Origin of the sequence: Bradyrhizobium ottawaense (genome assembly GCF_900099825.1) — a bacterium.
Classification (GTDB): Bacteria; Pseudomonadota; Alphaproteobacteria; order Rhizobiales; family Xanthobacteraceae; genus Bradyrhizobium; species Bradyrhizobium ottawaense_A.
Genome location: NZ_LT629693.1, coordinates 4,104,102 through 4,131,094, shown reverse-complemented (window position 1 = coordinate 4,131,094; position 26,993 = coordinate 4,104,102). Strand labels below are relative to the sequence as shown.

Here is a 26,993-nt window from a genome sequence, read left to right as displayed (position 1 = left end):
GCCGATTGGCATCACCCCTTCGGCCGCGCCTTGATCTCGTCGAAGGTGGCAAGCGCCCGTTCGAATTTTTCGTTGAACAGCCACATCGCATCCATAACTTCGCGGAAGGTTGCGGATGTTCTGGCCCTGTCAGCCTGCCCGAAGGCGAACACACTGTTGTTGCGCAGGTATTTCATGATGGTCGGATCGGAAATGCGATAGCCGAGCAGGTTGCCCGACCTGAGCGCGGACCGGGTCGGGCTCGGCACGATCTGGATCAGTTCGAACAGCTTCATCTGGTCGACCGGATCGGGCAGCGTTTTCACGATCGCCGGTATCTGCAGAAACAGCTCGGCATGGGCGTTCATCAGGCCGTCGCGCACCGCGGTCCAGTGGTTGTAGCGGCGATCGAGATTGCCGGCGCGCGCCTCCTCCTTGTCGTCGCGGGCGATCAGCGCGGCATCGAACGCTGCGATCGACGGTTTGATCGCCGCCCATTTTTTGCGGCCGTTCTGATCCTCGGACGGGCCGGTCTGAAAACTGCCCTTGTAGGTATTCGAGCGCGCGTTGCCGATGTTCTGATTGCCGTTGGTTTCGGCAAAGAACAGCCCGAGGCTGATGCGCCCCGCCGCGTCGGCCGTTGCCGTATCGAGGCCCCTGGCGCGCGCAATCGCGGTGCCGAGGTCGACCACGTCCTTGAACGGGGTTGCCGAGTTCTGCGCGCCGGCCGGCGGGGCCTGCATGATCTCGAACAGCTTTTTGTAGTCGTCGATCAGCTGCTCGCTGTCAGCGTCGAAATAGGCCGGCGGTATTCCGAACTTGTTGGGCCGGCCGATTTTCGACGGCAATACGTCGGTGAGGTCCTTGCGCGCGCCCATCATGACGTTGCGGGCGAGGTAAAGCGCCTGGCCCGGCAGGTTCGGCAATTGCTTCGACGCGAGCTGCGCGCGGCGCTGGGCGAGGATCGCCTCGAAATTTTTGACCGCGGCGTCGTAGGTATTGAGCGCGTCCGATTGTGGTTTCGTGAGCGCGCCCGCCTGCGCCATCGCAGGAGAGACCAGGCCGAACCGGCCGACCGCGGCCGGGACGAGGCAGAGCCCGAGAACGAGAGCCGCGGACGCGGCGCAACAGCTTTTGATTCCCATCGCCGTCCCCCAACGCTCAGGCTGGAGTGGATATCACGCGGCGCAGTCCGAAGCCTCCCCCTCGCGCGACCAAGGCCACGGTCGACAAACGGCGCTGCCTGCTGGAACCAGGCGTTCGCGCTAAATTGCACCGAGTACAATGTTTTATTTGAACCGAGACATAAATCGGAGCATTATTGCTACATTGATCACATTGCACCGATTGCACCGCGATTGACCCACGCCCGGATGTGCTGGACCCGCGGCCACTATGGAGAGAAGCCATGGAACTGACAGCAGCCACGGTTTTAATCGCTTTCGCCGGCGTGTTCCTGATCTGCTTCATGAAGGGCGCGTTCGGCGGCGGCTTCTCGATCGTCGGCATTCCGCTGCTGTCGTTCGTGATGGACCCGGTGACGGCCGGCGGCCTTCTCGCGCCGTTGTTCATCGCGATGGACCTGTACGCGCTTCGCTACTGGAAGCCGTCAACGTGGTCGAAGCCCGACCTGGCGCTGCTGCTGCCCGGGCTCGTGATCGGCATCGGCTTTGGCTATCTGCTATTCCGCGTGCTGGACCACCGTGCCGTCGCGATCGTGATGGCAATGACCACGTTGATGTTTGTCGGCCTGTGGCTTGCCGGAGGTTCGGAGGTGAAAATAGCTCCGCGTTCGTCGCCGAAGGCGGTCGCTGCCGGTCTCGCCTCGGGCGTTTCCACCATGGTGGCGCATTCCGGCGGACCGCCGCTGGCGATGTATCTGCTGCCGCTCGGCCTCAGCAAGGAAGTCTATGCCGGAACGACGAGTCTGTTCTTCACCGTCGGCAACGCGACCAAGGCGGTGCCGTGGTTGCTGCTGGTGAGACCGGCAGGCAACGTCTGGATCGTGATGGCGGCCTGCCTGCTCGCCATCCCCACCGGGGTATGGCTTGGTTGGCGGCTTCACGGCAGGCTGGACCAGCAACAGATTTATCGCGCCTGTTACGGATTGCTGGTCGTGACCGCATTGAAATTATTGTGGGACGGCGTTTCCGGCTATCTCGGATAAATTCGAACTGCGAATATCCCGCGTTGGTTCAAAAGCGCTGCTGACCGATCACGCCGGCACGTTCGGATCCGGCATCAGCTTCGGATCCGGCTTGTTGACGAGATAGAGCCCGGCAATGACCAGCAGCGCCGCCGCACCAAACGCAATGGTCAGCGAATCCTTCATGATGAAGTAGGCGGCGACGACGCCGAACAGCGGCGTGATGAAGGTGAAGGCCGAAAGCTTGCTCGCCGAATAGGTTTTGACCAGCGCGAACCACAGCACGAAGGTGCAGCCGACCACCCAGATCGCCTGATAGGCCAGGAGCGAGATCGACAGCAGACCCGGCATGTGGGTGATGGTCTCGCCGGACAGCCACGATGCCCCGGCCAAAATCGGTATCGACACCGCGACCTGGTAGCCGAGCGCCTTTTCAGGTGCGGCGTTGCGCAAACCCGTTCCCTTGGCGATCAGCGTGGTCGCCGCCCACAGCGCGCCTCCGGCGACCACCAGGAGATCGCCGAGCAGCACCTTGGCATCGACATTCGGCTGCGGCACGCCGATGGCGAGCGCCACGCCGGCGAAACTCAAGCCGAGCCCGCCCCATTGCAGGGCGGAGAGCCGCTCGCCGAGAAATTGATAGGAGCCCAGCGCTACGAAAAACGGCGCGGTGTAGAGAAACACCGCCGCGCGCGACGCCGAGGTGAACACCAGGCCCGTAAAGATCAGCACGAATTCGATCCCGAACAGCACGCCCGCCAGCAGGCCCGGGACGAGCGTGCCGTCGCGCTCAAGGAACCTGACGCCGCGGAACCAGCCGACCGCCAGCATCACCGGCAACGCACCGGCGGAACGGATCAGCGCCTGCATCATCGGCGGCACGTCTGGCAGCGCCAGCTTGACCGCGATCTGGTTGAACCCCCAGCTCAGGCACAGCATCAGCATCAAGGCGATGGCGCCCGGCGTGAGCGCACGCGCGGCGGAAGGCTTCAGTTGACTGGATGACATCGATCCTCGTGGCCGGCTTGGCGCCGTGTTCTTACAGGTAGGATCCGGAAGAGTGGGCTTCCGGTTTTCGGACTGAGATCATGCCCCTAAATGCTTCTGACAATGGGCGCAGGTGCCGGCGATTTCGACGACCGAGAGCTTTGGCGCAAAGCCCGTCGCGCGCGCCGCGGCGTTGAGGCTTTGCGCGACCGGCGCCGCCGGAATTTCGCCGACCGAGCCGCAATGATCGCAGATCAGGAACGCCACCATCGAGGTTTCGTCGTGGTCATGCGCGCAGGCGAGGAAGGCGTTGCGGCTCTCGATGCGGTGGACGAGGCCGTTTTCCATCAGGAAATCGAGCGCGCGGTAGACCGTGATCGGCGCCGGCCGCGGCATCGACTTGGCGAGTTCGTCGATCACCTCATAGGCCCCGAGCGGACGGTGGCTGGACAGCAGCGCCTGCAGCACCTGGCGCCGGATCGGGGTGAATTTCTGCGCCCGCCGCACGCAAACCTGCTCGGCATGCGACATCGCGTCCGCGGTGCAGCGGCCGTGATCGTGGTCGGGCGCGGGGAAAGTCGGCTTTGCCAGGGTCATCTCGTTCATTTCTTAGCATTTTCGCGGCCAATCCCAAAGCCCGCCGCTTTGCCTCTCCTTGCAGGTTCCGAGCCATGCCGCAGGCGCGGGTCACGTCCTTGTTAACTTGCGATGCAGAATTAATGAGCTAGCTTATTATAGCTAAAGCTTATGGAGGCGAGGGCTGATGCGCGGTTCCGTGGATATGAACTTCCTGTTTACGCTGGGCGAATTGCAGCGGCTGGTGCGCGCCTATGCCGACAAGCAGGCCGCGCGCCACGGCATTACCCGCGCTCAATGGGCGGTTTTGGCCAAGGTGGAGCGCACCGAGGGCCTGAAACAGACCGAACTCGCCGAGCAGATGGAGATGCAGCCGATCACGCTGACCCGGCTGGTCGACAAGCTCTGCAACAATGGCTGGATCGAGCGCCGCGGCGACGAGACCGACCGCCGCGTCAACCGCCTCTATCTCCGCAAGACGGCCCGGCCGCTTCTGGGAAAACTCTCCGGGCTGCGCTCGGAAATCACCACGATGGCGCTGGAAGGCATCAATCCCGCCGATGCCCACCGCCTGCTCGACCAACTCGACCTGATCAAAGAGAACGTACGCAATGCCATCCAAAACCCAGCCGGCGAACCTCCCCGAAAGGAGCAGCGCTATGGCTGATCCCGTCCTCAAATTCCCGCCCGAGCAGAAAACCAGCCCGGCTTCGCCGTCGCGCCAGAAGCTCGCCGCCGAGCCGCGCCGCCGGTTGATGGCGGGCCTGCGCCGCTATCGCCGCTTCCTGCTGCTGGTGGTGCTGCCGCTGGTCGCCGCGATCGCCGGCATCACCTTCTATCTCAATGGCGGCCGCTACGTGACCACCGACGACGCCTATGTCGGCGCCCAGAAGGTGCTGATCACGCCGGATATCTCCGGCAAGATCGAAAAGGTCGTCGTGAAGGAGGGCCAGCAGGTCAGGGAAGGCGACGTGCTGTTCGAGATCGATCCGGTGCCGTTCCGGCTCGCGGTCGCATCAGCCAAGGCCACGCTCGACCAGGCCAGGGTCACCTATGACAACCTGGTCGCCAACATCAAGATCTACGGCCAGATGGCCGACCTGACGCAACAGGGCATCGATCTGAAGCAGCGCGACGTCGATCGCAAGCAGGCGCTGGTGAAGAGCAATGTCGGCTCGCAGCTCGACCTCGACAATTCCGGCACCGCGCTGGTGACCGCCGCCGCGCAGGCGCAATTCGTCAAGCAGCAGCTCTCCAACGCCAAGACCCAGTTGCTCGGCAATCCCGAACTGCCGATCGAGGAATTCCCGCCCTACGCCCAGGCCAAGGCGGCGCTCGACCAGGCCCAGCGCAATCTCGACCACACCGTGATGCGCGCGCCGATGGCGGGTATCGCGACGCAGGTCGACCAGATCCAGCTCGGCCGCTTCGTCGCGGCAGGTGCGCCGGTGTTCAGCATCATCGACACCGCGAACCCGTGGGTCGACGCCAACCCGAAGGAATCCGATTTCACCTATGTCGCGGTCGGACAGACCGTCGAACTCGACGTCGATGCGTTCCCCAACCATGTGTTCAAGGGCACGGTCGGCTCGCTGTCTCCAGGCACCGGCGCGCAGTTCGCAATCCTGCCGCCGCAGAACGCGTCGGGCAATTTCGTCAAGGTGGTGCAGCGCGTGCCGGTGCGGATCTATTTCGACAACAACGACAAGTTCGTGCGCAAGCTGAAGGCCGGCATGAGCGTCTACGCCACCATCGACACCAAACACAGCCGTTCGCTGGCAGCCCTGTTCGGCTTCTCGCCGGCCGCGGCCAACAACGAACACGAATAGGCCGTCATTATGCCGACGCCGGGTCCGTCACCATCAGCCGTTCCCGGCCTGCGCCGGAACATGGTGACGATCTGCGCCATGACGGCGACCATCATGCAGGCGCTGGACACCACCATCGCCAATGTCGCACTGCCCTACATGCAGGGTTCGCTGTCGGCATCGCAGGACCAGATCAACTGGGTGCTGACCTCCTACATCGTCGCCGCCGCGATCATGACGGCGCCGGTGGGGTGGATCGCCAATCGCTTCGGTCGCAAGAATATCTTCATCGTCTGCTCCGCCGGGTTCACCTTCGCCTCCGTGCTGTGCGGACTGGCGCAGGACATCAACCAGATGGTGCTGTTCCGCCTGCTGCAGGGCGTATTCGGCGCAGCCCTGGTGCCGCTGTCGCAGGCGGTCATGCTCGATACCTACGCGCTGCATGAGCGCGCCAAGGCGATGTCGATCTGGGGCATGGGCGTGATGATGGGGCCGATCATGGGCCCCTCGCTCGGGGCGTGGCTGACCGAAACCTATTCCTGGCACTGGGTGTTCTTCGTCAACCTGCCGTTCGGCATCTTCACGGTGCTCGGCCTCGTGATCTTCATGGACGAGACCAAGAAGGACCTCAACCTGCGCTTCGACTGGTTCGGCTTTTCGGCGCTCGCGATCGCGATCGGCTCGTTGCAGCTGGCGCTCGACCGCGGCGAGCAGCTCGGCTGGCTGGAATCCAACGAGATCATCGGCGAATTCATCGTTTCGGCGATCGGCTTCTACTATTTCTTCGCGCATTCGTTCACGACCTCGAAGCCGTTCATCCAGTTCGCGCTGTTCAAGGACAAGAACTTCGTCGGCGGCTGCGTGTTCATGGCGGTCATGGGGCTGGTGCTGTATTCGACCATGGCGCTGTCGTCGCCGTTCCTGCAGAACGTGATCGGCTACCCCATCATCACCGCCGGCATGCTGCTCGCGACCCGTGGATCCGGCACCTTCGTCGCCATGATGCTGGTTGGACGGGTGATGCGCTATGTCGAGGCGCGCACGCTGATCATTACCGGCCTCAGCCTGACCGCGGCTTCCCTGTTTCAGATGACCGGCTGGACCGATCAGACCGGCGTCACCGAGATTGTCACGGTCAGCATCGTCCAGGGATTTGGTTTCGGACTGGTGTTCGTGCCGCTCTCCACGGTGGCGTTCCTGACGCTGCCCAACCACTTGCGCACCGACGGCACCTCGATGCTGACCTTGATGCGCAACGTCGCCAGCTCGATCGGCATTTCCATCGTGATCTCGCAACTGACGCAGGGATCGACGCGCGTCTACGCGGTGCTGTCGGAGCACATCAACCCGTTCAACCATGCCATGCAGATGCCCAATGTGCGCGGCATGATCGATTTGTCGACCGATGCCGGCCGCGCCATGGCCGACGTCATGGTGAAGGTGCAGGCGCAGATCATCGCCTTCTCCCAGGACTACCAGCTGGTGATGGTCTTCATCCTGGTCTCGATACCGCTGACGATCATGATCGGCTCGACCAAGGCCACGCTGCGCGCGCAGTCGGCGGCCCCCGATCATGCGGTGATCGAGTAGCGGCGACTAAGGCGCCGCTACTTCCTTGCTCAGCACCGTGCGCCACGCACCCGGATCCATGCTGGTCTCCGGGCCGACCGCGTAGGTCTCATAGAGGCCGTCCGCGGTCTTGTGCCCTGTGGCCTTGATCATCGCGATGAATTCGCCCCAGGCGCCGCCGAGTCCTTCGTAGCCGCCATGATAGGTGGTCTGGACGATGGTCATCGCCGGCCATTGCGCCGGCTTGACGCGATTGACCGCCGCGACAGGTGAAGCAACCGGCAGGCAGATCTCGAAATCGAAGACAGCGCCGGGATCGCGCACATGGTGGGTAAACCATGGGCCGACGACCGCAATGTTCTGCGCGGCGACGGCGGCCTTCAATTCCATGAGGCCCGGGCCCATGACCTTCTGAATTTCCGCGCGCGGCACCTGGATCGGAATCAGGGCGATATGCTGTGGCGCGGTTTTGACGGTGCGAAGCGGTTCGATCATGGCTGTGCTCCCGACGCGGCTCAAGCGAGCCCGGACGAATTGATGAAGGTCTCGAGCCGGACGTAACTCGCTTCCATGCCATGCTCCATGCCGCTCGACAGCATCATGGTTCGCGTGGTGGCATCCGGCAGCGTCATTCGCATCGTCATCAAGGTGCCGGAGCCGTCGGGCGCGAACGTCGTTTCGATATGGTTGTCAGGTGTCGGATCCGGCATGTGCATCCGCTCGACGTGAACGAGCCGGCTGAATGGCACCAATTCGACAAATTCACCGGTCACGTAGAAGCCGCCGCCTTGGCCGTTCGACCACTCGTATCTGATCTTGCCGCCGGGGCGCGCCTCGTTGATGCAGACCGGCATGGTCCAGCCCTCCGGTCCGAGCAGCCACTTCTGGATCAGCGCAGGCTCGGTGTGCGCGCGGTACACGGCCTCGGGCGGCGCGGCGAATTTGCGCGTGACAACAACATGCGTATCGCCTTCGGTCTTCAGCGTCATCTTGCTCACAGGTTTGCCTTTCAGGTTTCGGTTTTCATCGCGGCGAGGACATCGTCCAGCCGGTTGTAATTCGCGGCCAGCGCTTGCCGCAGCATCCCGAGCCATTGATCGATCTCGGCCATGGCTGTCGGCGCCAACCGGCACGGCCGCTTGGTGCCTTCGACGCGGCGGATGATCAGGCCGGCACCTTCGAGGACCTTGAGGTGACGCGATATCGCCGGCTGCGTCATTTCGAACGGCTCGACCAGCTCATTGACCGTCGCCTCGCCGAGTGCGAGCCGGGCCAGAATCGCCCGGCGAGTCGGGTCCGCCAGCGCGGCAAAGGAGGCATTGAGGTTCGACATATCAACTCCGTTATATAACTAATTTATTATATAACTAGGTGCTGATTGTCAATCTCCTTCGGGAGGCATTTTTGCAGGAGGTTCACGGCTGATATCGCCGGTATCAGACCCTTCGATCGGCCCGGGACGCGAGGACGGCATCGAAAGCACGTCCCATCTCGGCGGTCGGCGGCTTCAGCCCGGTAAACAGTTCGAAGGCATCCGCGGCCTGATAGACCGCGAGGTCGCGCCCGGTCATGACCACGGCGCCTTTGGCCCGGGCGGCATTCAAGAGCGGCGTCCACAGCGGCGAATAGACCGCATCGGCCACCCACAAATCCCGATGAAGCAATCCATCCGGAATCGGCGTGCCGCGATCCGGCAGCATGCCGACCGGCGTTGCATTGATGACGCCGACGGCGCGCAGCAACGCATCCTCGACAGTTTCCGCGATCCGCACCGGCAGACGGCCACGCAATTGCGCCGCCAGTTGCGCCGCCTTGGCCTGGTCCGCGTCGAAGATTGCGAGTTCGGCGACGCCAAGGTTGGCCAGCGCGAAAGCGATCGCCTTGCCGACGCCGCCCGCGCCGATCAGCGCCACAGGTCCGCGGCGCGAAGCGGTCACGAGATTTGTAATCGCGCGCTCGAAGCCCGTGGTGTCGGTGTTGTATCCGATCAGTTTACCCTGGCGCACGACCACGGTGTTGACCGCGCCGATCGCGCGCGCATCATCCGACAAGTCGTCGAGCAACGGGACCACGGCTTCCTTGTAGGGAAAGGTGATGTTGACGCCGGCGAAGCCGACGTTTTTCACGCCATCGAGCAATGCCCGCAAGCCGGCCCGATCGGCGCCCGCGACCTCGATCAGGTGATAGTGGCAGCGGACACCGAGCGCGTCGGCGGCCCGTTCGTGCATGGCAGGTGACGCCGACTGTGCGATCGGCGCGCCGATCAGCCCGGTCAGAAATCGCCGGCGATCCCGGGATGGACCATCAGTCATGCTGCTCATGCCCGCTCATGGTCTTGCCGCGGCATGACTTTAAGGCCTGCGCCACGCATCGCGATCTCCCGTCGCTAGGCCTTGAGGCCATGCAGCGACGCCGGCACTGTATCCGGCAACTTGCCCAACCGCTGCACGACGGCGAGCATGGCGGCGAGGTAGCCGTAAGGCCCGAGGCCGCAGATCACCGCGGTCGACGCGCTCGATGTGATCGAGTGCCGGTGCAGCTCGTCACGCGCGTGGATGTTGGAGATGTGGACCTCGATCTTCGGCCCCTCGAAGATTTTCAGGGCGTCGATCAGCGCAATCGAGGTGAACGAATAGGCCGCAGGGTTCATGATGATGGCGTCGGCCGTGCCGTGCGCCGACTGGATCCAGTTGACGAGTTCGCCTTCCAGATTGGACTGGTGAAACGAAATCTCGATCCCGAGATATTTCGCCAGCGCCTCGCAGCTCACTTCGATTTCCTTCAACGTCGTCGAGCCGTAGATATGCGGCTCCCGAATGCCGAGGAAATTCAAATTCGGGCCGTTCAGGATCATGATCTTGGTGGTCATTTTGCCTCCCCACTCCATTTGGCGCCGCGAATGGCCGCAAACAGCGCCGCCGATAGGCCGGCAGCACCGGCGCCGATGACGACGACATCATAGCCAGGTGCTACGTCGGCAAGTCCCGAATGGAGCAACGGCGTCCCCTTCAGACGTCGAAGAACACCGTCTCGTTGTCGCCCTGCATGTGGATATCGAGGCGATAGACCGCCCTGCCCGAGCCGGGCTGGCGCGTCGCGATCAACGTCGCGCGGCGATCGGCCGGCACCAGCGCCAGCACGGGATCGGCGGCATTAGAGGCTTCGCCGTCGAAATAGATCCGCGAATAGAGATGCAGCAGCATGCCGCGCGCGAACACCGCGAGCACGAGATGCGGCGCCTGCAGCTTGCCGTCGGGATCGGCGACCTGGCCGGGCTTGATGGTGTCGAAGGCATAGCCGCCATTGGCGTCGGTGCCGATGCGGCCAAACCCCTTGAACGACGAATTCGGCAGCGCGCGGTTGTCCTGCGGATCGCTGAAGCGCCCTTGCGCATCGGCCTGCCAGATCTCCAGCATGCAATCCGCCATCGGCGCCCCGTCGCCGTCGAACACCCGGCCCTCGACGCGAATGCGTTCGCCCGACGTATCAGGCGTGACGAGGTTGTTGCTGAACGCGTCGTTCCAGTCGTACTTGCCGTTCGAGGTCAGGCCGTAGGCGAAATACGGGCCTACCGTCTGCGACGGGGTTACTCCCTCAGGCTTGGTTGACGGCACTTACCTGGTCTCCATCGGCGTGGCGTTGCGCCCGCGCAGCACAATGTTGAAGCGATAGCACAGCGCCCAATCCGGCTTGGTGTTCTCCAGATCGAACGAGGACACCATGCGGTCGCGCGCCTTCGCGTCGGTGACCGAGTTGAAGATCGGATCGAACGGAAACAGGGGATCGCCGGGGAAATACATCTGCGTCACCAGCCGCGAGACGAAGGAATGGCCGAACACCGAGAAGTGGATGTGGGCCGGACGCCAGGCGTTGTGGTGATTGCCCCAGGGATAGGCGCCGGGCTTGATGGTGACGAAGCGGTAATAGCCTTCCGAGTCCGACTGCGCGCGGCCGGCGCCGGTGAAATTCGGATCGAGCGGCGCCGGATGCTGGTCGACGACGTGCACATAGCGACCGCAGGCATTGGCCTGCCACAGTTCGACCAGCGTATTCGCGACACCGCGGCCGTCTTCGTCGAGCACATGGCCGTGCACGATGATGCGTTCGCCGAGCGGCTCGCCCTTGCCCTGCACGGTGAGGTCGTGATCGTTCTCGCGCACCGTCTCGTGGCCGTAGACCGGCCCGGTCAGTTCCGACAGCGTATGCCGCATCGGGATCAGCGGTTTTGTGGGCGAACGTTTTACAGTGCTCTTGTAGCCGGGGGAGAGCCGCGGCGGATGCGCTGAAAGACTGCTGACGGGATAGACCAGTGTCATGACGAATTCCTCCCAGGCTTTGCCCTGCCGGTGAGCCCTGCGCCGATCATTATATGATATAACTAATCCGGAAAAGCGGTCTTTTGGGTCATTCCGGGGCGATGCGAAGCATCGAACCCGGAATCTCGAGATTCCGGGTCTGGTGCTTACGCACCATCCCGGAATGACGGACTAAATATCCGTCAGTTCAGCTTCTCGATCGCGATCGCGACGCCCTGGCCGACGCCGACGCACATGGTGGCGAGCGCGAGCTTACCGCCGCGCTTCTCCATGCCGTGCACCGCCGTCATCGCCAGCCGCGCGCCGCTCATGCCGAGGGGATGACCGAGCGCGATCGCGCCGCCATGCGGATTGACGAAGTCGGCATCGTCCTTGACGCCGAGTTGCCTGAGACAGGCTATGCCCTGCGAGGCGAAGGCCTCGTTGAGCTCGATCAAATCGAAGTCGGATATCTTCAGGCCCAGCCGCTCCATCAGCTTGCGGGTCGCCGGCACCGGGCCGATGCCCATGATGCGCGGCGGCACCGCGGCCGAGGCGAGGCCGAGAATGCGCGCCCGCGGCGTCAGTCCGTGCTTCTTCACGGCGGCTTCGGAAGCCAGGATCATCGCGGCCGCACCGTCATTGACGCCGGACGCGTTGCCCGCGGTCACGGTGCCGGGATTGCGCACGATCGGCTTCAGTTTCGACAGGCCTTCCAGCGTGGTCTCGGGGCGCGGATGCTCGTCCTTGTCGACGGTGATCGGGCCGGCCTTGCCGCCGGGCACCGATACCGGGGTGATTTCCTCGGCGAAATAACCCGACGCGATCGCGGCCCCCGCGCGCTGCTGCGAGCGGATCGCGAACGCGTCCTGGTCGGCGCGCGACACCTGGAATTCCTCGGCGACGTTCTCGCCGGTTTCCGGCATCGCATCGACGCCGTATTGCGCCTTCATCAAGGGATTGATGAAGCGCCAGCCGATCGTGGTGTCGTAGATCTCGGCCGAGCGCGCGAACGCTTCCGGCGCCTTGCCCATCACGAACGGCGCCCGCGTCATCGATTCGACGCCACCGGCAATCGCGAAATCGATCTCGCCGGCACGGATGGCGCGGCCGGCGGCGCCAACCGCATCGAGACCGGAGGCACAGAGACGATTCAGGGTCTGGCCGGGAACCGTATCAGGCATGCCCGCCAGCAACAGCGCCATGCGCGCGACGTTGCGGTTGTCTTCGCCGGCCTGATTGGCGCAGCCGAAAAACACCTCATCGACCTGGGACCAGTCGAGACCGGGATGCTTCGCCATCAGCGCCTTGATCGGTGCTGCGCCCAGATCGTCGGCGCGCACCTTGGCGAGCGAGCCGCCGAAACGGCCGATCGGGGTCCGGACGGCATCGCAAATAAATACATCACCCATTGAATCTCTCCCTGAATGCCGCGTTTCGGGCATGGACCCGCTTGAATTGATGGCGAGTTTTAGGAGCGCACTCGCGGCAGGTCAATTGAGGGGCGGCGCTTTCGCGTCGGGTCCGTCATGCCGCCATGGCAGGCGTGATGAAATAGGGGGCGACCGGGCGTGGAAAACCCGGACAAACCGGGCAAACCGATAGGACCCAGCGGCAAAATTTTGTAGTTTGCGCCGCAATGACGATCCAGCAATCCATTCCCTTGCCCCCCGAGGCGACGCCAACTCCGGAAGCCACTGCGGCCGCTGACGCCAACGCGCGCGTCACGCCGATGATGGAACAGTACCTCGAAATAAAGGCCGGCCATCCCGGGCTGCTGCTGTTCTACCGGATGGGCGATTTCTACGAGCTGTTCTTCGAGGACGCCGAGATCGCCTCCAAAACGCTCGGCATCGTCCTGACCAAGCGCGGCAAGCATCAGGGCATGGATATCCCGATGTGCGGCGTACCGGTGGAGCGCTCCGAGGATTACCTGCACCGGCTGATCAATGCCGGACATCGCGTGGCGGTGTGCGAGCAAACCGAGAACCCGGCCGAGGCGCGCGCCCGCGGCAACAAGAGCGTGGTCCGGCGCGGCGTGGTGCGGCTGGTGACGCCGGGCACGCTGACCGAAGACACGCTGCTGGATGCCCGCACCAATAATTACCTGCTGGCGATCGCGCGCGCCCGGGCGTCAGCCGGGGGCGACCGCATCGGGCTCGCCTGGATCGATATTTCCACGTCCGAATTCATGGTCACGGAATGCGCGACCGCAGAACTTGCGGCTACGTTGGCGCGCATCAATCCGAATGAAGTCATCGTCACCGACGCGCTCTATGGCGATCCTGATCTGGGGCCGCTGCTGCGCGAACTGCAGGCCGTAACGCCGCTGACCCGCGACGTGTTCGATGGCGCCACGGCCGAACGTCGGCTGTGCGATTATTTCGCGGTCGCGACCATGGACGGCCTCAGTGCGATGTCGCGGCTGGAAGCAACGGCCGCTGCCGCTGCCGTCACCTATATCGACCGCACCCAGGTCGGGAAGCGTCCGCCGCTGGCGCCGCCCTCGCGGGAGGCGGCCGGCACCACCATGGCGATCGACCCGGCGACCCGCGCCAACCTCGAACTGACGCGGACGCTGGCGGGCGAACGCCGCGGATCGCTGCTCGATGCGATCGACTGCACCGTCACCTCGGCCGGATCGCGGCTGCTGGCCCAGCGGCTCGCGGCGCCGCTCACCGACAGCGCCGCGATTGCGCGGCGGCTGGATGCGATCGCGGTCTTTGTCGCTAACACCGCGGCGCGCGACGAACTCCGCACCACGCTGAAAGCGGCTCCCGACATGTCGCGCGCTTTGGCGCGGCTCTCGGTCGGACGCGGCGGCCCGCGCGACCTCGCCGGACTGCGCGACGGCATCCTCGCCGCCGATCAGGCGCTGGCGCGGCTGGGACAACTGGAAGCGCCGCCGCCGGAAATCGCGGCCGTGATGGAGGCGTTGCGCCGCCCGTCGCGCGATCTCGCGAGCGAATTCGAGCGTGCGCTGGCGGAGCAACTGCCGCTGATCAAACGCGACGGCGGTTTTGTGCGCGAGGGCTATGAGCCCGCGCTGGACGAGACCCGCAGCCTGCGCGACGCCTCGCGCCTCGTGGTCGCCGCGATGCAGGCGCGCTACGCCGACGACACCGGCATCAAGGCGCTGAAAATCCGGCACAACAACGTGCTCGGTTATTTCGTCGAGGTCACCGCGCAGCACGGCGACCGGCTGATGGCGCCGCCGCTGAACGCGACCTTCATCCACCGCCAGACGCTGGCCGGCCAGGTTCGCTTCACCACGTCAGAACTCGGCCAGATCGAGGCCAAGATTGCCAACGCCGGCGACCGCGCGCTCGGGCTGGAACTGGAAATCTTCGAGCGGCTTTGCGCCATGGCGCTGGCGGCCAGCGACGATTTGCGCGCCGCCGCCCACGCCTTCGCGCTGCTCGACGTCGCGACCGCGCTGGCGAAACTGGCGGTCGACGACAATTACGTGCGGCCCGACGTCGACGGCTCGCTCGGCTTCGCGGTCGAAGGCGGCCGCCATCCGGTGGTCGAAGCGGCGCTCAAGCGCGACGGCCAGCCGTTCATTGCCAACGCCTGCGATCTGTCGCCGGGACCGGGACAGAAGTCTGGCCAGATCTGGCTGATCACCGGCCCCAACATGGCCGGCAAATCGACCTTCCTGCGCCAGAACGCGCTGATCGCGCTGATGGCGCAGATCGGCTCCTACGTGCCGGCGTCGCGCGCGCGGATCGGCGTCATCGACCGGCTGTTTTCACGTGTCGGCGCGGCCGACGATCTCGCGCGCGGGCGTTCCACCTTCATGGTGGAAATGGTCGAGACCGCCGTGATCCTCAACCAGGCCAGCGAACGCTCACTGGTGATTTTGGATGAGATCGGCCGCGGCACCGCGACCTTCGATGGTCTGTCGATCGCCTGGGCCGCGATCGAACATCTGCACGAAGCCAACCGCTGCCGCTCGCTGTTTGCGACGCATTATCACGAGCTGACCGCGCTCTCGGCCAAGCTGCCGCGGATGTTCAACGCCACCGTGCGCGTCAAGGAATGGCAGGGCGACGTCGTGTTCCTGCACGAGGTGCTGCCGGGCTCCGCCGACCGCTCCTATGGCATCCAGGTCGCGAAGCTCGCCGGCCTGCCGCCGGCCGTGATCGCCCGCGCCAAATCGGTGCTGGCCAAACTCGAAGCGCAGGACCGCGGCCAGACCGCGCGCGCCCTCGCCGACGATCTGCCGCTGTTCGCCGTGCCCTCCCGCGCCGCCGCCGAACCGGCGCCGCCGACCGAGGCCGAGTTGCTGCTGGAAGCGGTGAAGTCGCTGCACCCCGACGAAATGTCGCCGCGCGAAGCGCTGGAGGCGCTGTATGCGCTGAGGGCGAAGTTGCCAAAGGGGTAGCGAAATCGTAGCCCGGATGAGCGAAGCGACATCCGGGACCCAAGCGCGGAAAGACCCCGGATATCGCTTCGCTCATCCGGGCTACGGGAATTACCCCACCGCCGCCTTCCGTCGTCCGTTCCACCACAGCGTCAGATTCCAGCAGATGCAGGTCGCGAGCCCAAGGCTGAGACCGATCACCGAACCGAACTGCAGCGCCCCGACATGCAGCACAGCGATCGCCAGACCAAAGCCCATCAGGCCCCAGGCGCCGTTGGCGATTACGGCCGCGGTCGGCGGGCCGCCGATGCGCGGATGCAGGATCAGCATCATCGACGTGAACACGATCGGAAACAGCGCCAGCATGCCGCTGATGCTGGGGCCGACCCAGCCCGACAGCGTGACGACGGTTGCAACCAGGGTCGCGACCAGCGAGGCCCGTAGCGGAATGTCGAACCAGCGGCGCGTGATCGGCGGCATTCGGACGTGGCGGTAGCGCGCCAACAGCGGAATGCAGATCGCGAACGTCACCGCATTGACGATCAGGCCTGATATCAGCGACCAGTGAAACTGACGGATGATCGACGCGAGCCCGATCCAGACCGCGATCGCGGCGCCGGCACTCAGCAGCACGCTGTGCCGTTGCGCCAGCACGACGTAAGTGAGCCCCAAGAGGATCGTCGCGGCGTTGACCGGCAGGCTCGCCAGCGCGCCCTCGGCGATGAACGCCGCATCATGGTCGAGCGCGAGGAACACGTAGGACGGCCCCGCCGAAATCGGCAAGGTCGCCACCAGCGCACCGATGACGGGGCCGGATTTTTCGGTGATGATGGAAGACGTCACCACGAACGCAGCCGTGATCGCCATGCGCAGTGCGAGGGTCAGCAGGAAGGCGAGTTCGGGGGACATGGCGGCGCTCTCTTACCCTCCCCTGGAGGGGGAGGGTCGGCTCGCATGGAGCGTAGCGAAATGCGAGACGGGGTGGGGTGATCTCTCAACTCGGACACCGTTCGCGAGGAGAGACCTTCACCCCACCCCGCCGAGCATCTTGCGATGCTCGTCGACCTACGAGCGAGCTTCGCTCGTCTCGGACCCCTCCAGGGGAGGGTGAAGATCACATCCGCTGCATCGACACCGAAACCTTCGGGCCGTTCTTGATGGTCTGATAGACCACGCAATAGCGCTCGGTGAGTTTCAGGAGCAGATCGAGCTTATCCTGCGGTGCGTCGGTCTCGACGTCGAAGCGCAAACGAATCTCGGCGAATCCAACCGGCGCTTCCTTGTCGACGCCAAGGGTGCCGCGAAAATCCAGATCGCCTTCGGCGGTGACGTTGCCGGACTTCAAGGGAATCTCGACCGCGGTCGCGACCGACTTCAGCGTCACGCCGGCGCAGGCGACGAGCGCTTCCAGCAGCATGTCGCCGGAGCACAATTCCAGCCCGGAGCCGCCGGTGGCCGGATGCAGGCCGGCCATCGCCAGCGCGCGGCCGGTCTCGACCTTGCAGGCGATGCCGTCATTGTCGATCGAGCCTTTGGCCTTCAGGGTGATGACCGCTGCCGAAGGATCCGACTTGTAGCGTTCCTTGATCGGGGCCTGCATCGCGCGGAGTTCGGCGGCGTCCATTGTTCTTCTCCCGAATGGTTGTTCACGCCGATTTAGTGCGAAATCGCGGCCGTGTCACCACCACATCGCCTCGCCGGCGGTCGATTTGGGATCGGCATCCGGCACGTTGCGGTCGAGCGAGCGGTCGAGCGCGGTCAGCACCCGGCGCTTGAAATTGTCGAAGTGCGGCGACTGGCGATCGCGCGGCCGCGCCAGGTTGATCTTGATCTCCTCGAACAGCCGTCCCGGGCGCGGGCGCATCACAAGGACGCGATCCGCCAGCACCACGGCCTCGTCGACATCGTGGGTGACCAGCACGAGGGTCGGCCGCGTGTCGGCCCAGAGGTCGAGCAGATGGTCCTGCAAATCGCGCCGCGTGAAGGCGTCGAGCGCGGAGAACGGCTCGTCCAGCAGCAGCACTTCCGGCTGCGGCACCAGCGCGCGGGCAATCGCGACCCGCTGCGCCTGCCCGCCGGAGAGTTCGCGCGGCCAGGCATTGGCCTTGTCCGCAAGACCGACCCGCGCCAGCGCGGCGGCGACCTTCTCGCGCCGCACCGTTGCCGGCAATTCCGACAGGCCGAAGCCGATATTGTCGGCGACGCTGAGCCAGGGCAGCAGCCGCGGCTCCTGAAAGATGATTCCGATTTTGGCATGCGGCGAGGTGATCGCTTCCGCGTCGAGCCTCACCGTGCCGGTGGAGGCGCGATCGAGGCCGGCGATGGCGCGCAACAATGTCGACTTGCCGCAACCGGAGCCGCCGATGATGGCGATGATTTCGCCAAGCCCGATATCGGCGGAAAAGCGCTCCAACGCGTGTACCCCGTTGGGATAGGTCTTGCCGACGCGGTCGAGCGCGAGCATCAGCTACCCCCGCTTTGGCGGCCGAACGCGTCCTGCCAGCGCAGCAAGGGCGCAGTCGCGATTTCGATCAGCCAGTCGGTGGCCTTGCCGAGGATCGCGAAGATGACGATCGCCGCCAAAATCTGCGCCGGCTTGCCGAGCTGCTGACCGTCGAGCAGGAGATAGCCGAGCCCTTCGGAGGCGCCCATCAATTCGGCGGCGACGACGAACATCCAGCCCAGCCCAAGGCCGACGCGCAGCGCGACCACATAGGCCGGCAACGCCGCCGGCAGCAGGATGCGGCGGATCATCGCCGGGCCGCTCAGACGAAAGGTGCGGCCGACCTCGACGATCTTGCGGTCGACCGAGAGGATCGCGCCCATCACGCCGAGATAGACCGGGAAGAACACGCCGGCCGCGATCAGCGCCACCTTCGAGGTTTCGAAAATGCCGAGCCACAGGATGAACAGCGGCACCCAGGCCAGCGACGGGATCGCGCGCAGCGCCTGCACGGTCGGATCGAGCAGCCGCCGCGCCAGATCCCAATAGCCGGAGACGGCGCCGAGCAAAGTGCCGGCGACGACGCCGAGGCCGAAGCCGACGCCGACCCGGCTCAGCGTTGCGATGATATGGCGCGACAGTTCGCCGCTTTTCGCCAGTTCCATGATGGTGGCGAAGATCTTCGTCGGCGGCGGCACCAGCCGGCCGCTGGAGAGGCCGAGCCAGACCACGATTTCCCAGACGATCGCAATGCCAACCGGCAGCAACAGCCCCAGCGCCGGCCGCGCATAACGCGCAAGCCGCGCCGACGACGCCGGCGGTGTCATCGCATCGGTCCGTGCGTCGGTCTGTTCGAGCGCTGGCAGTTCAACGGTCATGGCCATAGCAAGAACGCTTCTCGAAGGGGATTGCAAGATGGGCGCTTACCCTCCCCTGGAGGGGGAGGGTAAGCTCACATGGAGCGCAGCGAAATGTGAGACGGGGTGGGGTGACGGTCTATCAACTTGGATACCGTTCGCGAGGAGAGACCTTCACCCCACCCCGCCGCTCATTTCATGAGCGTCGACCCTCCCCCTCCAGGGGAGGGTAAAGAAACTTAGTTCGTCGGCAGCGGAACCTGATCGTCAATCAACGCGTCGAGCGTCGCCTTGACGTCGACCTTGGCGTCGATGACGCCGGCCTGCTGCAGGGCGACACCGGCGGCGAGGATGGACTCGCGCTGGGAGCTGCCGATGCGGCTGTGGGTCAGCTCGGTGCGTTCCTTGAGCTGCTTGTCGACCACGGTCTCCGGCAGCTTGGTGACGGCGATGAAGGTCTTCTTCAGGTCGTCGTAATTGGCCAGCGAATATTTGCGGGCTTCCTCGTACACCGCGAGCACGCGGCGGACCACGTCCGGATAGTCCTTCAAAAACTGCTCGCGCACATTGAGGATGCCCCAGGTATTGGCGTCGGCCTTGCGGTAAAACAGTTTGGCGCCGTCCTCGACCTCGGCCTGCGCCATCATCGGGTCGAGACCGGCCCAGGCGTCGACGTCGCCGCGGATCAGCGCGGTCTTGCCGTCGGCGTGCTGCAGCAGCACCGGCGTGATGTCCTTTTCGGTCAGTCCGGCGCCGAGCAGCGCGCGCACCAGGAAGATGTGCGGATCGGTGCCGCGCGTCACCGCGACGCGCTTGCCCTTGAGATCCGCGACCGAGGCGATCTTTGAATCCTTTGATGTCACCAGCGCGGTCCATTCGGGACGCGAATAGACATAGATCGACTTGATCGGGTTGCCGTTGATCCTGGCAACCAGCGCCGCCGAGCCCGCGGTGGAACCGAAATCGATCGAGCCGGCGTTGAGGAATTCAAGCGCCTTGTTGGAACCGGCCGACTGCACCCAGACGACGCTGATGCCGTCTTTCGCGAATTCCTTCTCCAGCAATCCCTTTTGCTTGAGGATCATCGACACCGGGTTGTAGGTCGCCCAGTCGATGTGAATTTCCTTGAGTGCGTCGGCCGCGAAGGCAGCTCCCGGCAGCAAGGCCGAAACCGCGATCACCGCAGCCATCGCGCGCCGTGTAAATCCAGACATGGTCCGACCTCCCCTCACCTTAAAAACATCTCGTTATTTCAATGAGTTAATCCCTGAGGTCAACGAGAAAATACATGCCGCCAATCTAGGCTCGCGAGCACAACTCAGTCGAAAGCAAGCGGAATCCAGCATAGAATTGCTGCGGCCTTACAATCATCAGTGACAGCGTCGGCGCCGTCCGATATCGGGTTAGGGCATGGACAGCGTCGTGACAGAGGCCCGCCCTGAGGCGGATGAACGTTTCGATACCGCGCGGATCACCGCGGCGGTCGATGCCCTCGCCGAAAAGCATGCCGGCCGCGAGGACGTGTTTCGCTCGGCGCTGGCGCAATTGCTGAAAGGCGAAATGATCGTCGCGCGCGCCACCGCGCAGGCCGTGCTGCTGACGGACCGTCACGGCCGCCGCTGCGCCGAACGGCTCTGCTTCATGCAGGATGAAATCATCCGCATCCTCTATGCCGCGGCGACGCGTCATCTCTATCGCTCGCATATCCCGTCCGGCGCCGAACGCATGGCTGTCGTGGCGACCGGCGGTTACGGCCGCGGCCTGATGGCGCCGGAATCCGACATCGATCTGTTGTTCATCCTGCCCTACAAGCAGACCGCCTGGGGCGAGCAGGTCGCGGAAGCCATTCTCTATTGCCTTTGGGACATGGGACTGAAGGTCGGCCACGCCACGCGCTCGGTCGACGAATCGATCCGGCAGGCGCGCGGCGACATGACGATCCGCACCGCGATCCTCGAGACCCGGTTCCTGACCGGCGACCAGCCGCTGTATGACGAGCTGGTCGCGCGCTTCGACAAGGAAGTGGTGCAGGGCACGGCGGCCGAATTCGTCACCGCAAAACTCGCCGAACGCGAGGAGCGGCACCGCCGCGGCGGGCAATCGCGCTATCTGGTCGAACCCAACGTCAAGGACGGCAAGGGCGGGTTGCGCGACCTGCACACGCTGTTCTGGATCGCGAAATATGTCTACCGCGTGCGCGAGACCGACGAGTTGGTCGAACGCGGCGTGTTCGACGCGCAGGAATACCGCACCTTCCGGCGCTGCGCCGACTTCCTCTGGTCGGTGCGCTGCAATCTGCATTTCGTGTCCGGCCGCGCCGAAGAGCGGCTGTCGTTCGACATGCAGCGCGAGATCGCGGTCCGGCTCGGCTATACCTCGCATCCCGGCATGCAGGATGTCGAACGCTTCATGAAGCACTACTTCCTGATCGCCAAGGACGTCGGCGACCTGACCGCGATCCTCTGCGCCAAACTCGAAGAGGAGCAGGCCAAGCCGGCGCCGGTGCTGAGCCGGGTGGTGGCGCGGTTGCGGCCGGGCGGCGCGACGCGGCGGCGGGTGCCCGACAGCGACGACTTCATCATCGACAACAACCGCATCAATCTCGTCACGCCCGACATCTTCAAGCACGACCCGGTCAACCTGATCCGGATCTTCCGGCTGGCGCAGAAGAACAACCTCGCCTTCCATCCCGATGCGATGCGCACGGTGACGCGCTCGCTGAAGCTGATCAACACCCAGCTACGGGAAAATCCGGAAGCCAACCGGTTGTTCATGGAGATCCTGACCTCTGACAACGCCGAGATCGTGCTGCGGCGAATGAACGAGACCGGCGTGCTCGGTCATTTCATTCGCGCCTTCGGCAAGATCGTATCGATGATGCAGTTCAACATGTACCACCACTATACGGTGGACGAGCATCTGTTGCGCTGCGTCGGCTTCCTGCAGGAGATCGAACGCGGCGGCAACGACGAGTTCACCGTCGCCAGCGACCTGTTCCGGAAAATCCGTCCCGAGCATCGCGCGGTGATCTACATCACCACGCTGCTGCACGACATCGCCAAGGGCCGGCCCGAGGATCACTCGATCGCCGGCGCCAAGGTGGCACGGCGGCTGTGCCCGCGGCTCGGCTTCAACACCGCCGATACCGAATTGATCGCGTGGCTGATCGAACAGCATCTGACGATGTCCACGGTGGCGCAGTCGCGCGACCTCTCCGACCGCAAGACGATCGAGAATTTCGCCGCCGTGGTGCAGTCGGTCGAGCAGATGAAGCTCTTGACCATTCTCACCACCGCCGATATCCGCGGCGTCGGCCCCGGCGTGTGGAACGGCTGGAAGGCGCAATTGCTGCGCACGCTGTATTACGAGACCGAACCGGTGCTGACCGGCGGCTTCTCGGAAGTCAACCGCGCCCAGCGCATCGCGGTGGCGCAATCCGAATTCCGCGCCGCCTTCACCGAATGGCCGGAAGCGGAACTCAACGCCTATATCGCCCGGCAGTATCCGGCCTATTGGCTCAAGGTCGAACTGCCGCGCAAGATCCGCCATGCGCGCTTCCTGCGGGCCAGCGAACAGGCCGGCCACAAGCTCGCGATCAATGTCGGCTTCGACGAGGCGCGCGGCGTCACCGAACTGACGATCCTCGCCACCGACCATCCCTGGCTGCTGTCGATCATCGCCGGCGCCTGTGCGTCGGCCGGCGCCAACATCGTCGACGCCCAGATCTACACCACCACCGACGGCCGCGCGCTCGACACCATCGCGATCTCACGGGAATACGACCGCGACGAGGACGAGGGCCGCCGCGCCACCCGCATTGGCGAGATGATCGAGCAGGTGCTGGAAGGCAAATTGCGGCTGCCCGAGGTGGTGGCGCGCAAGGCCGCCGGCCGCGGCAAGGTCCGACCGTTCGTGGTGGAACCGGAAGTCACCATCAACAACCAGTGGTCGGACCGCTACACCGTGATCGAGGTCTCCGGCCTCGACCGCCCCGGTTTGCTGTATCAGCTGACGACGGCGATCTCGAAGCTCAACCTCAACATCGCCTCCGCCCATGTCTCGACCTTCGGCGAACGCGCCCGCGACGTCTTCTATGTCACTGACCTGCTCGGCGCCCAGATCAACGCGCCGACCCGCCAGGCCGCGATCAAGAGCGCGCTGATCCATCTGCTGGCCAGCGAAGACAACGTCGCCGCGGCATGAGCCCGCGGCCCGGTCGATACACGGCCGGGCGCATCGTGATCCCCCTCACGGAAGCGGCGTCTGAACCTTCGTAGGTGTCGGTCTGTTGAACCCGGGACGTGGCCGGAACGACCAATGGGCGTTCGCAGAGCCGACGATTCCCGTCGCAATGGAGGCGGGCATGGCACTTGTTTCCCAGACACAGCGACCCATCGTCTCCGACGATAGCCTCGCTCTCATTATCTACCTGCTGTACGGCGCCGGATATTTTTTCGTGATTCCGGCGCTGGCTGGCGTCGTCATCGCGTACGTGAAGGTCGAAGATGCTGACCCGGTGCTACGGTCGCACTACCAGTTCCAGATCCGGACCTTCTGGATTGGATTTCTGTACATCACGATCGGCATTCTGCTCAGCGTCGTCCTTATCGGCATCCCCATTCTAGCCTGGTGGTTCGTGTGGTCGCTGATACGTATCGTCAAGGGCATCACATCGGTCAACGAGCACAAGCTGATCGCCAATCCCAGGTCCTGGCTGTTCGGGTAATCGAGGCTTTTGCCCGCTTCTCTCTGAACTCGTCATTCCGGGGCGCGCGCAGCGCGAGCCCGGAATGACGAGTTCAAACCTCCACGCCCTCATGCTGCAGCAGCCAGCGCTTCCGTTCCAGTCCGCCGCCATATTTGATCAGCGAACCGTTGGCGCCGATCAGGCGGTGACAGGGCACGACCACGCTGATCGGATTGGAGCCGTTGGCGTGGCCGACGGCGCGGACGGCTTTGGGCAGGCCGATCTTCGCCGCCAATGCGCCGTAGCTCATCGTGGTGCCCGCCGCAATCTTCGGCAGCGCTTTCCAGACCTTCTGCTGAAACCGCGTGCCGGCGACGCGCCACTTGATCTGCCGCAGGCGCTCGAGGTCGCCCTTGAAATAGCCCGCCAGCGCCGTCCTGAGATCGCGCGGCGCCCTCGCCTCTTTCAGGATCACCGCGCCATATTGCAGCCGCAGCAACTCCTTCATGCGCGGCTCGTAATCCTCCCAGTCCAGCGCGCGCAGCACGCCGTCATCGTCGCTGACCAGCAGCGCCACGCCGATCGGCGTTTCCAGCCGATCGAGGCCAAATGTTTCAGGCAGCCTGGCGCGATCCATATTCATCAGGCGATCATCCCCGATTGCTGGCGGCATGTCTCGCGGCTTGCACGCATGGCGACCAGATCAGCTTGGAAAAATCAGGCACGTCGTCGTGCCATGGGCAAGCAGCCGCCCGTTGCGATCGGTGATTCGCCCTTCGGCGGTACCGACCCGTCGGCCAGAGGTCAACACGACGCCTTCCGCCCGGATCTCTCCGGTCTCGGATGTAATCGGCCGCACCAGCGAAATCTTGAACTCCAGCGTGGTCTGGCTGACACCCTTTTCAAGCGTCGACTGGACGGCCAGGCCCATACAGCTATCGAGCAGTGTGGCGGCTAAACCGCCATGCACGGTGCCGGCCGGGTTGAGATGATTGCCGCCGGGCTCCGCGGTGACGACGACGCGCCCGTTCGCGGCTTCCGTGACATCATAGCCCAGGGTTTGCGCGATCGTATTGAGCGGCAGTGTTCCGTCAGCGAGGCCCTGGACGAATTCCAGGCCGCTCATTTCCTTCTTCCGGTCGGCGCTGACGGTCCCGTATGTCCTGGGGGTGGTGCGGCCTGACATCTGTTTCGTTTCCTGTTGCTGCGATCCACCGATCGGCCGGGCATGGCTCATCGGTTGCCGCGAAAATATCCGCGCGCGTGCGCACTTTTCACTTCGCGCATGCTAGCGTCCACCCGATTTCCGAGAATGGTTGGGGGACCGCATCATGACCTTTGTCGCCAACATCCTGGTCGCGATCGTCGCGGCGCTGCATGTCTACTTTCTGGTGCTGGAGATGTTTCTCTGGACCAAGCCGCTCGGCCTGAAGACGTTTCGCAACACCATCGAAAAGGCGACGGAATCGGCGGTGCTGGCCGCCAATCAGGGGCTTTACAACGGCTTCCTCGCCGCCGGCCTGGTCTGGGGCCTGTTCCATTCCAATCCGGGCTTCGCGTTCCAGATCAAGACGTTCTTTCTGCTGTGCGTGATCGTCGCCGGGGTTTATGGCGCTGCAACCGTCAGCCGCCGGATTCTTTATGTGCAGGCGGCCCCTGCGGCACTCGCACTGATCCTGCTCTGGCTGGCGTAGCGCGCTAACGGCATTGCCTTGCAATGCCGTAACCGTTGCACCACACTCTCTGTAACGATGACGTCCGGCAATCCAACGAAATTGCACGGCGAGATCATCGGCAAACACAGGGAGGCAACGAATGCGAAACGAACTTTTCCGTCTGGTCGTCGCAGGCGCCACGGTTGCGGTGGCATTGTCGGCATCATCAGCCCAGGCGCAGAAGAAATACGACACCGGCGCGACCGATACCGAAATCAAGATCGGCCAGACCGTTCCGTTCTCGGGCGCCTACTCGGTCTACGCCAATATCGGCAAGACAGAGGCTGCCTACCTCAAGATGATCAACGAACAGGGCGGCATCAACGGCCGCAAGGTTAACCTGATCCAGTATGACGACGCCTATTCGCCGCCGAAGACGGTCGAGCAGATCCGCAAGCTCGTGGAAGGCGATGAGGTCCTGTTGACGTTCCAGATCATCGGCACCGCGGCGAACTCAGCCGTGCAGAAATATCTCAACGCCAAGAAGATACCGCAGCTGTTGGCGTCGACCGGCGCGGCGAAGTTCACCGATCCGAAGAACTTCCCCTGGACCATGGCCTACAACCCCAACTACTTCGTCGAGGGTCGCATCTACGGCAAGTACATTATGAAGGAGCACCCGAACGCCAAGATCGGCATCCTCTATCAGAACGACGATCTCGGCAAAGACTACATCGCCGGGCTGAAAGCCGGCCTTGGCGACAAGGCTGCGAAAATGATCGTGGCCGAAGCATCCTACGAAGTGTCCGATCCCACCATCGACTCACAGGTGCTGAAGATCAAGGACGCCGGCGCGGACCTGTTCTATAGCGCGTCGACGCCGAAGCAGGCGGCGCAGGCGATCCGCAAGCTCCATGAGCTCGACTGGCATCCCGTGCACATCATCGACATCAACGCCAGCCCGGTCAGCGCCACGCTGCAACCGGCCGGTCTCGAAGCGTCCAAGGGCGTGATCAGCGTCCAATACGGCAAGGATCCGGCCGATCCGACCTGGAAGGGCGACCCTGGCCTGCAGAAATACCTCGACTTCATGACGAAGTATTTCCCTGAAGGCGACAAGATGAACACGGTCAATACCTACGGCTATTCGGCAGCCCAACTTCTGGTGCAGATCCTCAAGCAATGCGGCGACGACCTGACCCGCGAGAACATCATGAAGCAGGCAGCCTCGCTGAAGAACGTCGAGCTTGACCTCGCTCTGCCTGGCCTGAAGATCAACACCGGACCCGACGATTACCGCGTCAACAAGCAGTTGCAGATGATGAAGTTCAACGGCGAGCGCTGGGAACTGTTCGGTCCGATCCTCGAGGACGCAGGTCCGGCGGGTTAGTCCTCAGGGCGCCTTCTTGTCACTTACTTTCGTCATGCCCGGGCTTGTCCCGGGCATCCACGTTTTTAGACATGACGAGGCAAGAGACATGACGAGCCAAGGAAGACGTGGATGGCCGGGACAAGCCCGGGCATGACGGCATCTTTGATGGCGCACTCCGGTCAGACTTTAGTCTGGCCCTGACATCCTGAAATCGTTCAACTTTTCAGCACGCCGCCACCTTGCATTGCAGCAT

At 64.0% G+C, this 26,993-nt stretch carries 28 protein-coding genes; 9 read left to right on the top strand and 19 right to left on the bottom strand.

The window, feature by feature from the left end; translation table 11 throughout:
- Nucleotides 1-11: 11 nt before the first annotated feature.
- Nucleotides 12-1,124 (bottom strand): hypothetical protein, encoded by a 1,113-nt coding sequence (locus tag BLR13_RS19280; protein ID WP_074820532.1) that lies wholly within the window; start codon nucleotides 1,122-1,124, stop codon nucleotides 12-14.
- Nucleotides 1,125-1,387: 263 nt separating this feature from the next.
- On the opposite strand from BLR13_RS19280, the gene BLR13_RS19275 reads away from it, so the two are divergent.
- On the top strand, nucleotides 1,388-2,146 hold the full coding sequence (locus BLR13_RS19275) for a sulfite exporter TauE/SafE family protein (RefSeq protein WP_074820536.1): 759 nt from the start codon (nucleotides 1,388-1,390) through the stop codon (nucleotides 2,144-2,146).
- Between the two features lie 48 nt (nucleotides 2,147-2,194).
- Here the strand turns inward: BLR13_RS19275 and BLR13_RS19270 are convergent, their stop codons facing one another.
- Entirely contained in the window at nucleotides 2,195-3,133 is a 939-nt protein-coding gene (locus BLR13_RS19270) for a DMT family transporter (RefSeq protein WP_074820538.1), read from the bottom strand.
- 78 nt (nucleotides 3,134-3,211) lie between these two features.
- Entirely contained in the window at nucleotides 3,212-3,709 is a 498-nt protein-coding gene (locus BLR13_RS19265) for a Fur family transcriptional regulator (protein WP_074831335.1), read from the bottom strand.
- Between the two features lie 163 nt (nucleotides 3,710-3,872).
- Between BLR13_RS19265 and BLR13_RS19260 the strand changes: the two genes are divergently transcribed.
- Genes BLR13_RS19260 through BLR13_RS19250 form a run of 3 tightly spaced genes read left to right on the top strand, consistent with a single transcriptional unit; the run spans nucleotide 3,873 to nucleotide 7,086 of the window.
- A complete protein-coding gene (locus BLR13_RS19260) occupies nucleotides 3,873-4,355 on the top strand; it encodes a MarR family winged helix-turn-helix transcriptional regulator (RefSeq protein ID WP_074820539.1) in 483 nt (160 codons plus the stop codon).
- On the top strand, nucleotides 4,348-5,517 hold the full coding sequence (locus tag BLR13_RS19255) for an HlyD family secretion protein (RefSeq protein WP_074820542.1): 1,170 nt from the start codon (nucleotides 4,348-4,350) through the stop codon (nucleotides 5,515-5,517). The genes BLR13_RS19260 and BLR13_RS19255 overlap by 8 nt, the downstream gene beginning before the upstream one ends.
- Before the next feature lie 9 nt (nucleotides 5,518-5,526).
- Nucleotides 5,527-7,086, top strand: a complete 1,560-nt coding sequence (locus tag BLR13_RS19250; protein WP_074820544.1) for an MDR family MFS transporter — start codon at nucleotides 5,527-5,529, stop codon at nucleotides 7,084-7,086.
- A 6-nt stretch (nucleotides 7,087-7,092) separates the two neighbouring features.
- Here BLR13_RS19250 and BLR13_RS19245 read toward each other — a convergent pair whose 3' ends face one another.
- From BLR13_RS19245 to pcaF, 9 genes are all read right to left on the bottom strand, one after another.
- Nucleotides 7,093-7,560, bottom strand: coding sequence for a GyrI-like domain-containing protein (locus BLR13_RS19245; RefSeq protein WP_074820546.1), 468 nt, complete (start codon nucleotides 7,558-7,560; stop codon nucleotides 7,093-7,095).
- 20 nt (nucleotides 7,561-7,580) lie between these two features.
- Nucleotides 7,581-8,054 (bottom strand): SRPBCC domain-containing protein, encoded by a 474-nt coding sequence (locus tag BLR13_RS19240; RefSeq protein WP_244525260.1) that lies wholly within the window; start codon nucleotides 8,052-8,054, stop codon nucleotides 7,581-7,583.
- Between the two features lie 20 nt (nucleotides 8,055-8,074).
- Nucleotides 8,075-8,398, bottom strand: a complete 324-nt coding sequence (locus tag BLR13_RS19235) for an ArsR/SmtB family transcription factor (protein WP_074820549.1) — start codon at nucleotides 8,396-8,398, stop codon at nucleotides 8,075-8,077.
- 103 nt (nucleotides 8,399-8,501) lie between these two features.
- The gene (locus tag BLR13_RS19230) at nucleotides 8,502-9,377 is read right to left on the bottom strand and encodes a shikimate dehydrogenase (RefSeq protein ID WP_074831337.1); all 876 of its coding nucleotides are present in this window, start codon (nucleotides 9,375-9,377) and stop codon (nucleotides 8,502-8,504) included.
- A 74-nt stretch (nucleotides 9,378-9,451) separates the two neighbouring features.
- Nucleotides 9,452-9,934, bottom strand: a complete 483-nt coding sequence (gene aroQ, locus BLR13_RS19225; RefSeq protein WP_074820551.1) for a type II 3-dehydroquinate dehydratase — start codon at nucleotides 9,932-9,934, stop codon at nucleotides 9,452-9,454.
- Nucleotides 9,931-10,062, bottom strand: a complete 132-nt coding sequence (locus BLR13_RS40225; protein WP_197679555.1) for an FAD-binding protein — start codon at nucleotides 10,060-10,062, stop codon at nucleotides 9,931-9,933. The genes aroQ and BLR13_RS40225 overlap by 4 nt, the downstream gene beginning before the upstream one ends.
- Before the next feature lie 11 nt (nucleotides 10,063-10,073).
- Nucleotides 10,074-10,679 carry a protocatechuate 3,4-dioxygenase subunit alpha gene (pcaG, locus tag BLR13_RS19220; RefSeq protein ID WP_074820553.1) on the bottom strand — a complete coding sequence of 202 codons (606 nt, stop codon included), beginning with the start codon at nucleotides 10,677-10,679 and terminating at the stop codon, nucleotides 10,074-10,076.
- Entirely contained in the window at nucleotides 10,680-11,381 is a 702-nt protein-coding gene (pcaH, locus tag BLR13_RS19215) for a protocatechuate 3,4-dioxygenase subunit beta (protein ID WP_074820555.1), read from the bottom strand. It lies immediately after the preceding gene.
- Nucleotides 11,382-11,563: 182 nt separating this feature from the next.
- A complete protein-coding gene (pcaF, locus tag BLR13_RS19210) occupies nucleotides 11,564-12,772 on the bottom strand; it encodes a 3-oxoadipyl-CoA thiolase (protein WP_074820557.1) in 1,209 nt (402 codons plus the stop codon).
- 227 nt (nucleotides 12,773-12,999) lie between these two features.
- Here pcaF and mutS point away from each other — a divergent pair, with 227 nt between their 5' ends.
- Entirely contained in the window at nucleotides 13,000-15,747 is a 2,748-nt protein-coding gene (gene mutS / locus BLR13_RS19205) for a DNA mismatch repair protein MutS (RefSeq protein WP_074820559.1), read from the top strand.
- Between the two features lie 90 nt (nucleotides 15,748-15,837).
- On the opposite strand, the gene BLR13_RS19200 is transcribed toward mutS, so the two are convergent.
- From BLR13_RS19200 to BLR13_RS19180, 5 genes are all read right to left on the bottom strand, one after another.
- The gene (locus BLR13_RS19200) at nucleotides 15,838-16,635 is read right to left on the bottom strand and encodes a hypothetical protein (protein ID WP_074820561.1); all 798 of its coding nucleotides are present in this window, start codon (nucleotides 16,633-16,635) and stop codon (nucleotides 15,838-15,840) included.
- A gap of 205 nt (nucleotides 16,636-16,840) precedes the next feature.
- Nucleotides 16,841-17,350 (bottom strand): OsmC family protein, encoded by a 510-nt coding sequence (locus BLR13_RS19195; protein WP_074820566.1) that lies wholly within the window; start codon nucleotides 17,348-17,350, stop codon nucleotides 16,841-16,843.
- 54 nt (nucleotides 17,351-17,404) lie between these two features.
- Nucleotides 17,405-18,190: an ABC transporter ATP-binding protein gene (locus BLR13_RS19190; RefSeq protein ID WP_074820568.1), complete on the bottom strand. Its 786-nt coding sequence runs from the start codon at nucleotides 18,188-18,190 to the stop codon at nucleotides 17,405-17,407.
- A complete protein-coding gene (locus BLR13_RS19185; protein WP_433994271.1) occupies nucleotides 18,190-19,053 on the bottom strand; it encodes an ABC transporter permease in 864 nt (287 codons plus the stop codon). Before BLR13_RS19185 ends, BLR13_RS19190 begins: the two co-directional genes overlap by 1 nt.
- Nucleotides 19,054-19,265: 212 nt before the next feature.
- Nucleotides 19,266-20,240: an aliphatic sulfonate ABC transporter substrate-binding protein gene (locus tag BLR13_RS19180; protein ID WP_074820570.1), complete on the bottom strand. Its 975-nt coding sequence runs from the start codon at nucleotides 20,238-20,240 to the stop codon at nucleotides 19,266-19,268.
- A gap of 196 nt (nucleotides 20,241-20,436) precedes the next feature.
- Between BLR13_RS19180 and BLR13_RS19175 the strand changes: the two genes are divergently transcribed.
- Together BLR13_RS19175 and BLR13_RS19170 are read left to right on the top strand one after the other, a co-directional pair.
- Nucleotides 20,437-23,229, top strand: a complete 2,793-nt coding sequence (locus BLR13_RS19175; protein ID WP_074820572.1) for a [protein-PII] uridylyltransferase — start codon at nucleotides 20,437-20,439, stop codon at nucleotides 23,227-23,229.
- A 160-nt stretch (nucleotides 23,230-23,389) separates the two neighbouring features.
- Nucleotides 23,390-23,752 carry a DUF4870 family protein gene (locus tag BLR13_RS19170; protein WP_074831340.1) on the top strand — a complete coding sequence of 121 codons (363 nt, stop codon included), beginning with the start codon at nucleotides 23,390-23,392 and terminating at the stop codon, nucleotides 23,750-23,752.
- A gap of 73 nt (nucleotides 23,753-23,825) precedes the next feature.
- Here the strand turns inward: BLR13_RS19170 and BLR13_RS19165 are convergent, their stop codons facing one another.
- Both BLR13_RS19165 and BLR13_RS19160 read right to left on the bottom strand, forming a co-directional pair.
- Nucleotides 23,826-24,356: a methylated-DNA--[protein]-cysteine S-methyltransferase gene (locus BLR13_RS19165; protein ID WP_074820574.1), complete on the bottom strand. Its 531-nt coding sequence runs from the start codon at nucleotides 24,354-24,356 to the stop codon at nucleotides 23,826-23,828.
- A 60-nt stretch (nucleotides 24,357-24,416) separates the two neighbouring features.
- Nucleotides 24,417-24,899: a PaaI family thioesterase gene (locus BLR13_RS19160; RefSeq protein ID WP_074831342.1), complete on the bottom strand. Its 483-nt coding sequence runs from the start codon at nucleotides 24,897-24,899 to the stop codon at nucleotides 24,417-24,419.
- A 145-nt stretch (nucleotides 24,900-25,044) separates the two neighbouring features.
- Here BLR13_RS19160 and BLR13_RS19155 point away from each other — a divergent pair, with 145 nt between their 5' ends.
- Nucleotides 25,045-25,407: a DUF1304 domain-containing protein gene (locus BLR13_RS19155; RefSeq protein ID WP_074820581.1), complete on the top strand. Its 363-nt coding sequence runs from the start codon at nucleotides 25,045-25,047 to the stop codon at nucleotides 25,405-25,407.
- 121 nt (nucleotides 25,408-25,528) lie between these two features.
- Nucleotides 25,529-26,758 carry an ABC transporter substrate-binding protein gene (locus BLR13_RS19150; RefSeq protein WP_074820583.1) on the top strand — a complete coding sequence of 410 codons (1,230 nt, stop codon included), beginning with the start codon at nucleotides 25,529-25,531 and terminating at the stop codon, nucleotides 26,756-26,758.
- Nucleotides 26,759-26,993 lie beyond the last annotated feature (235 nt).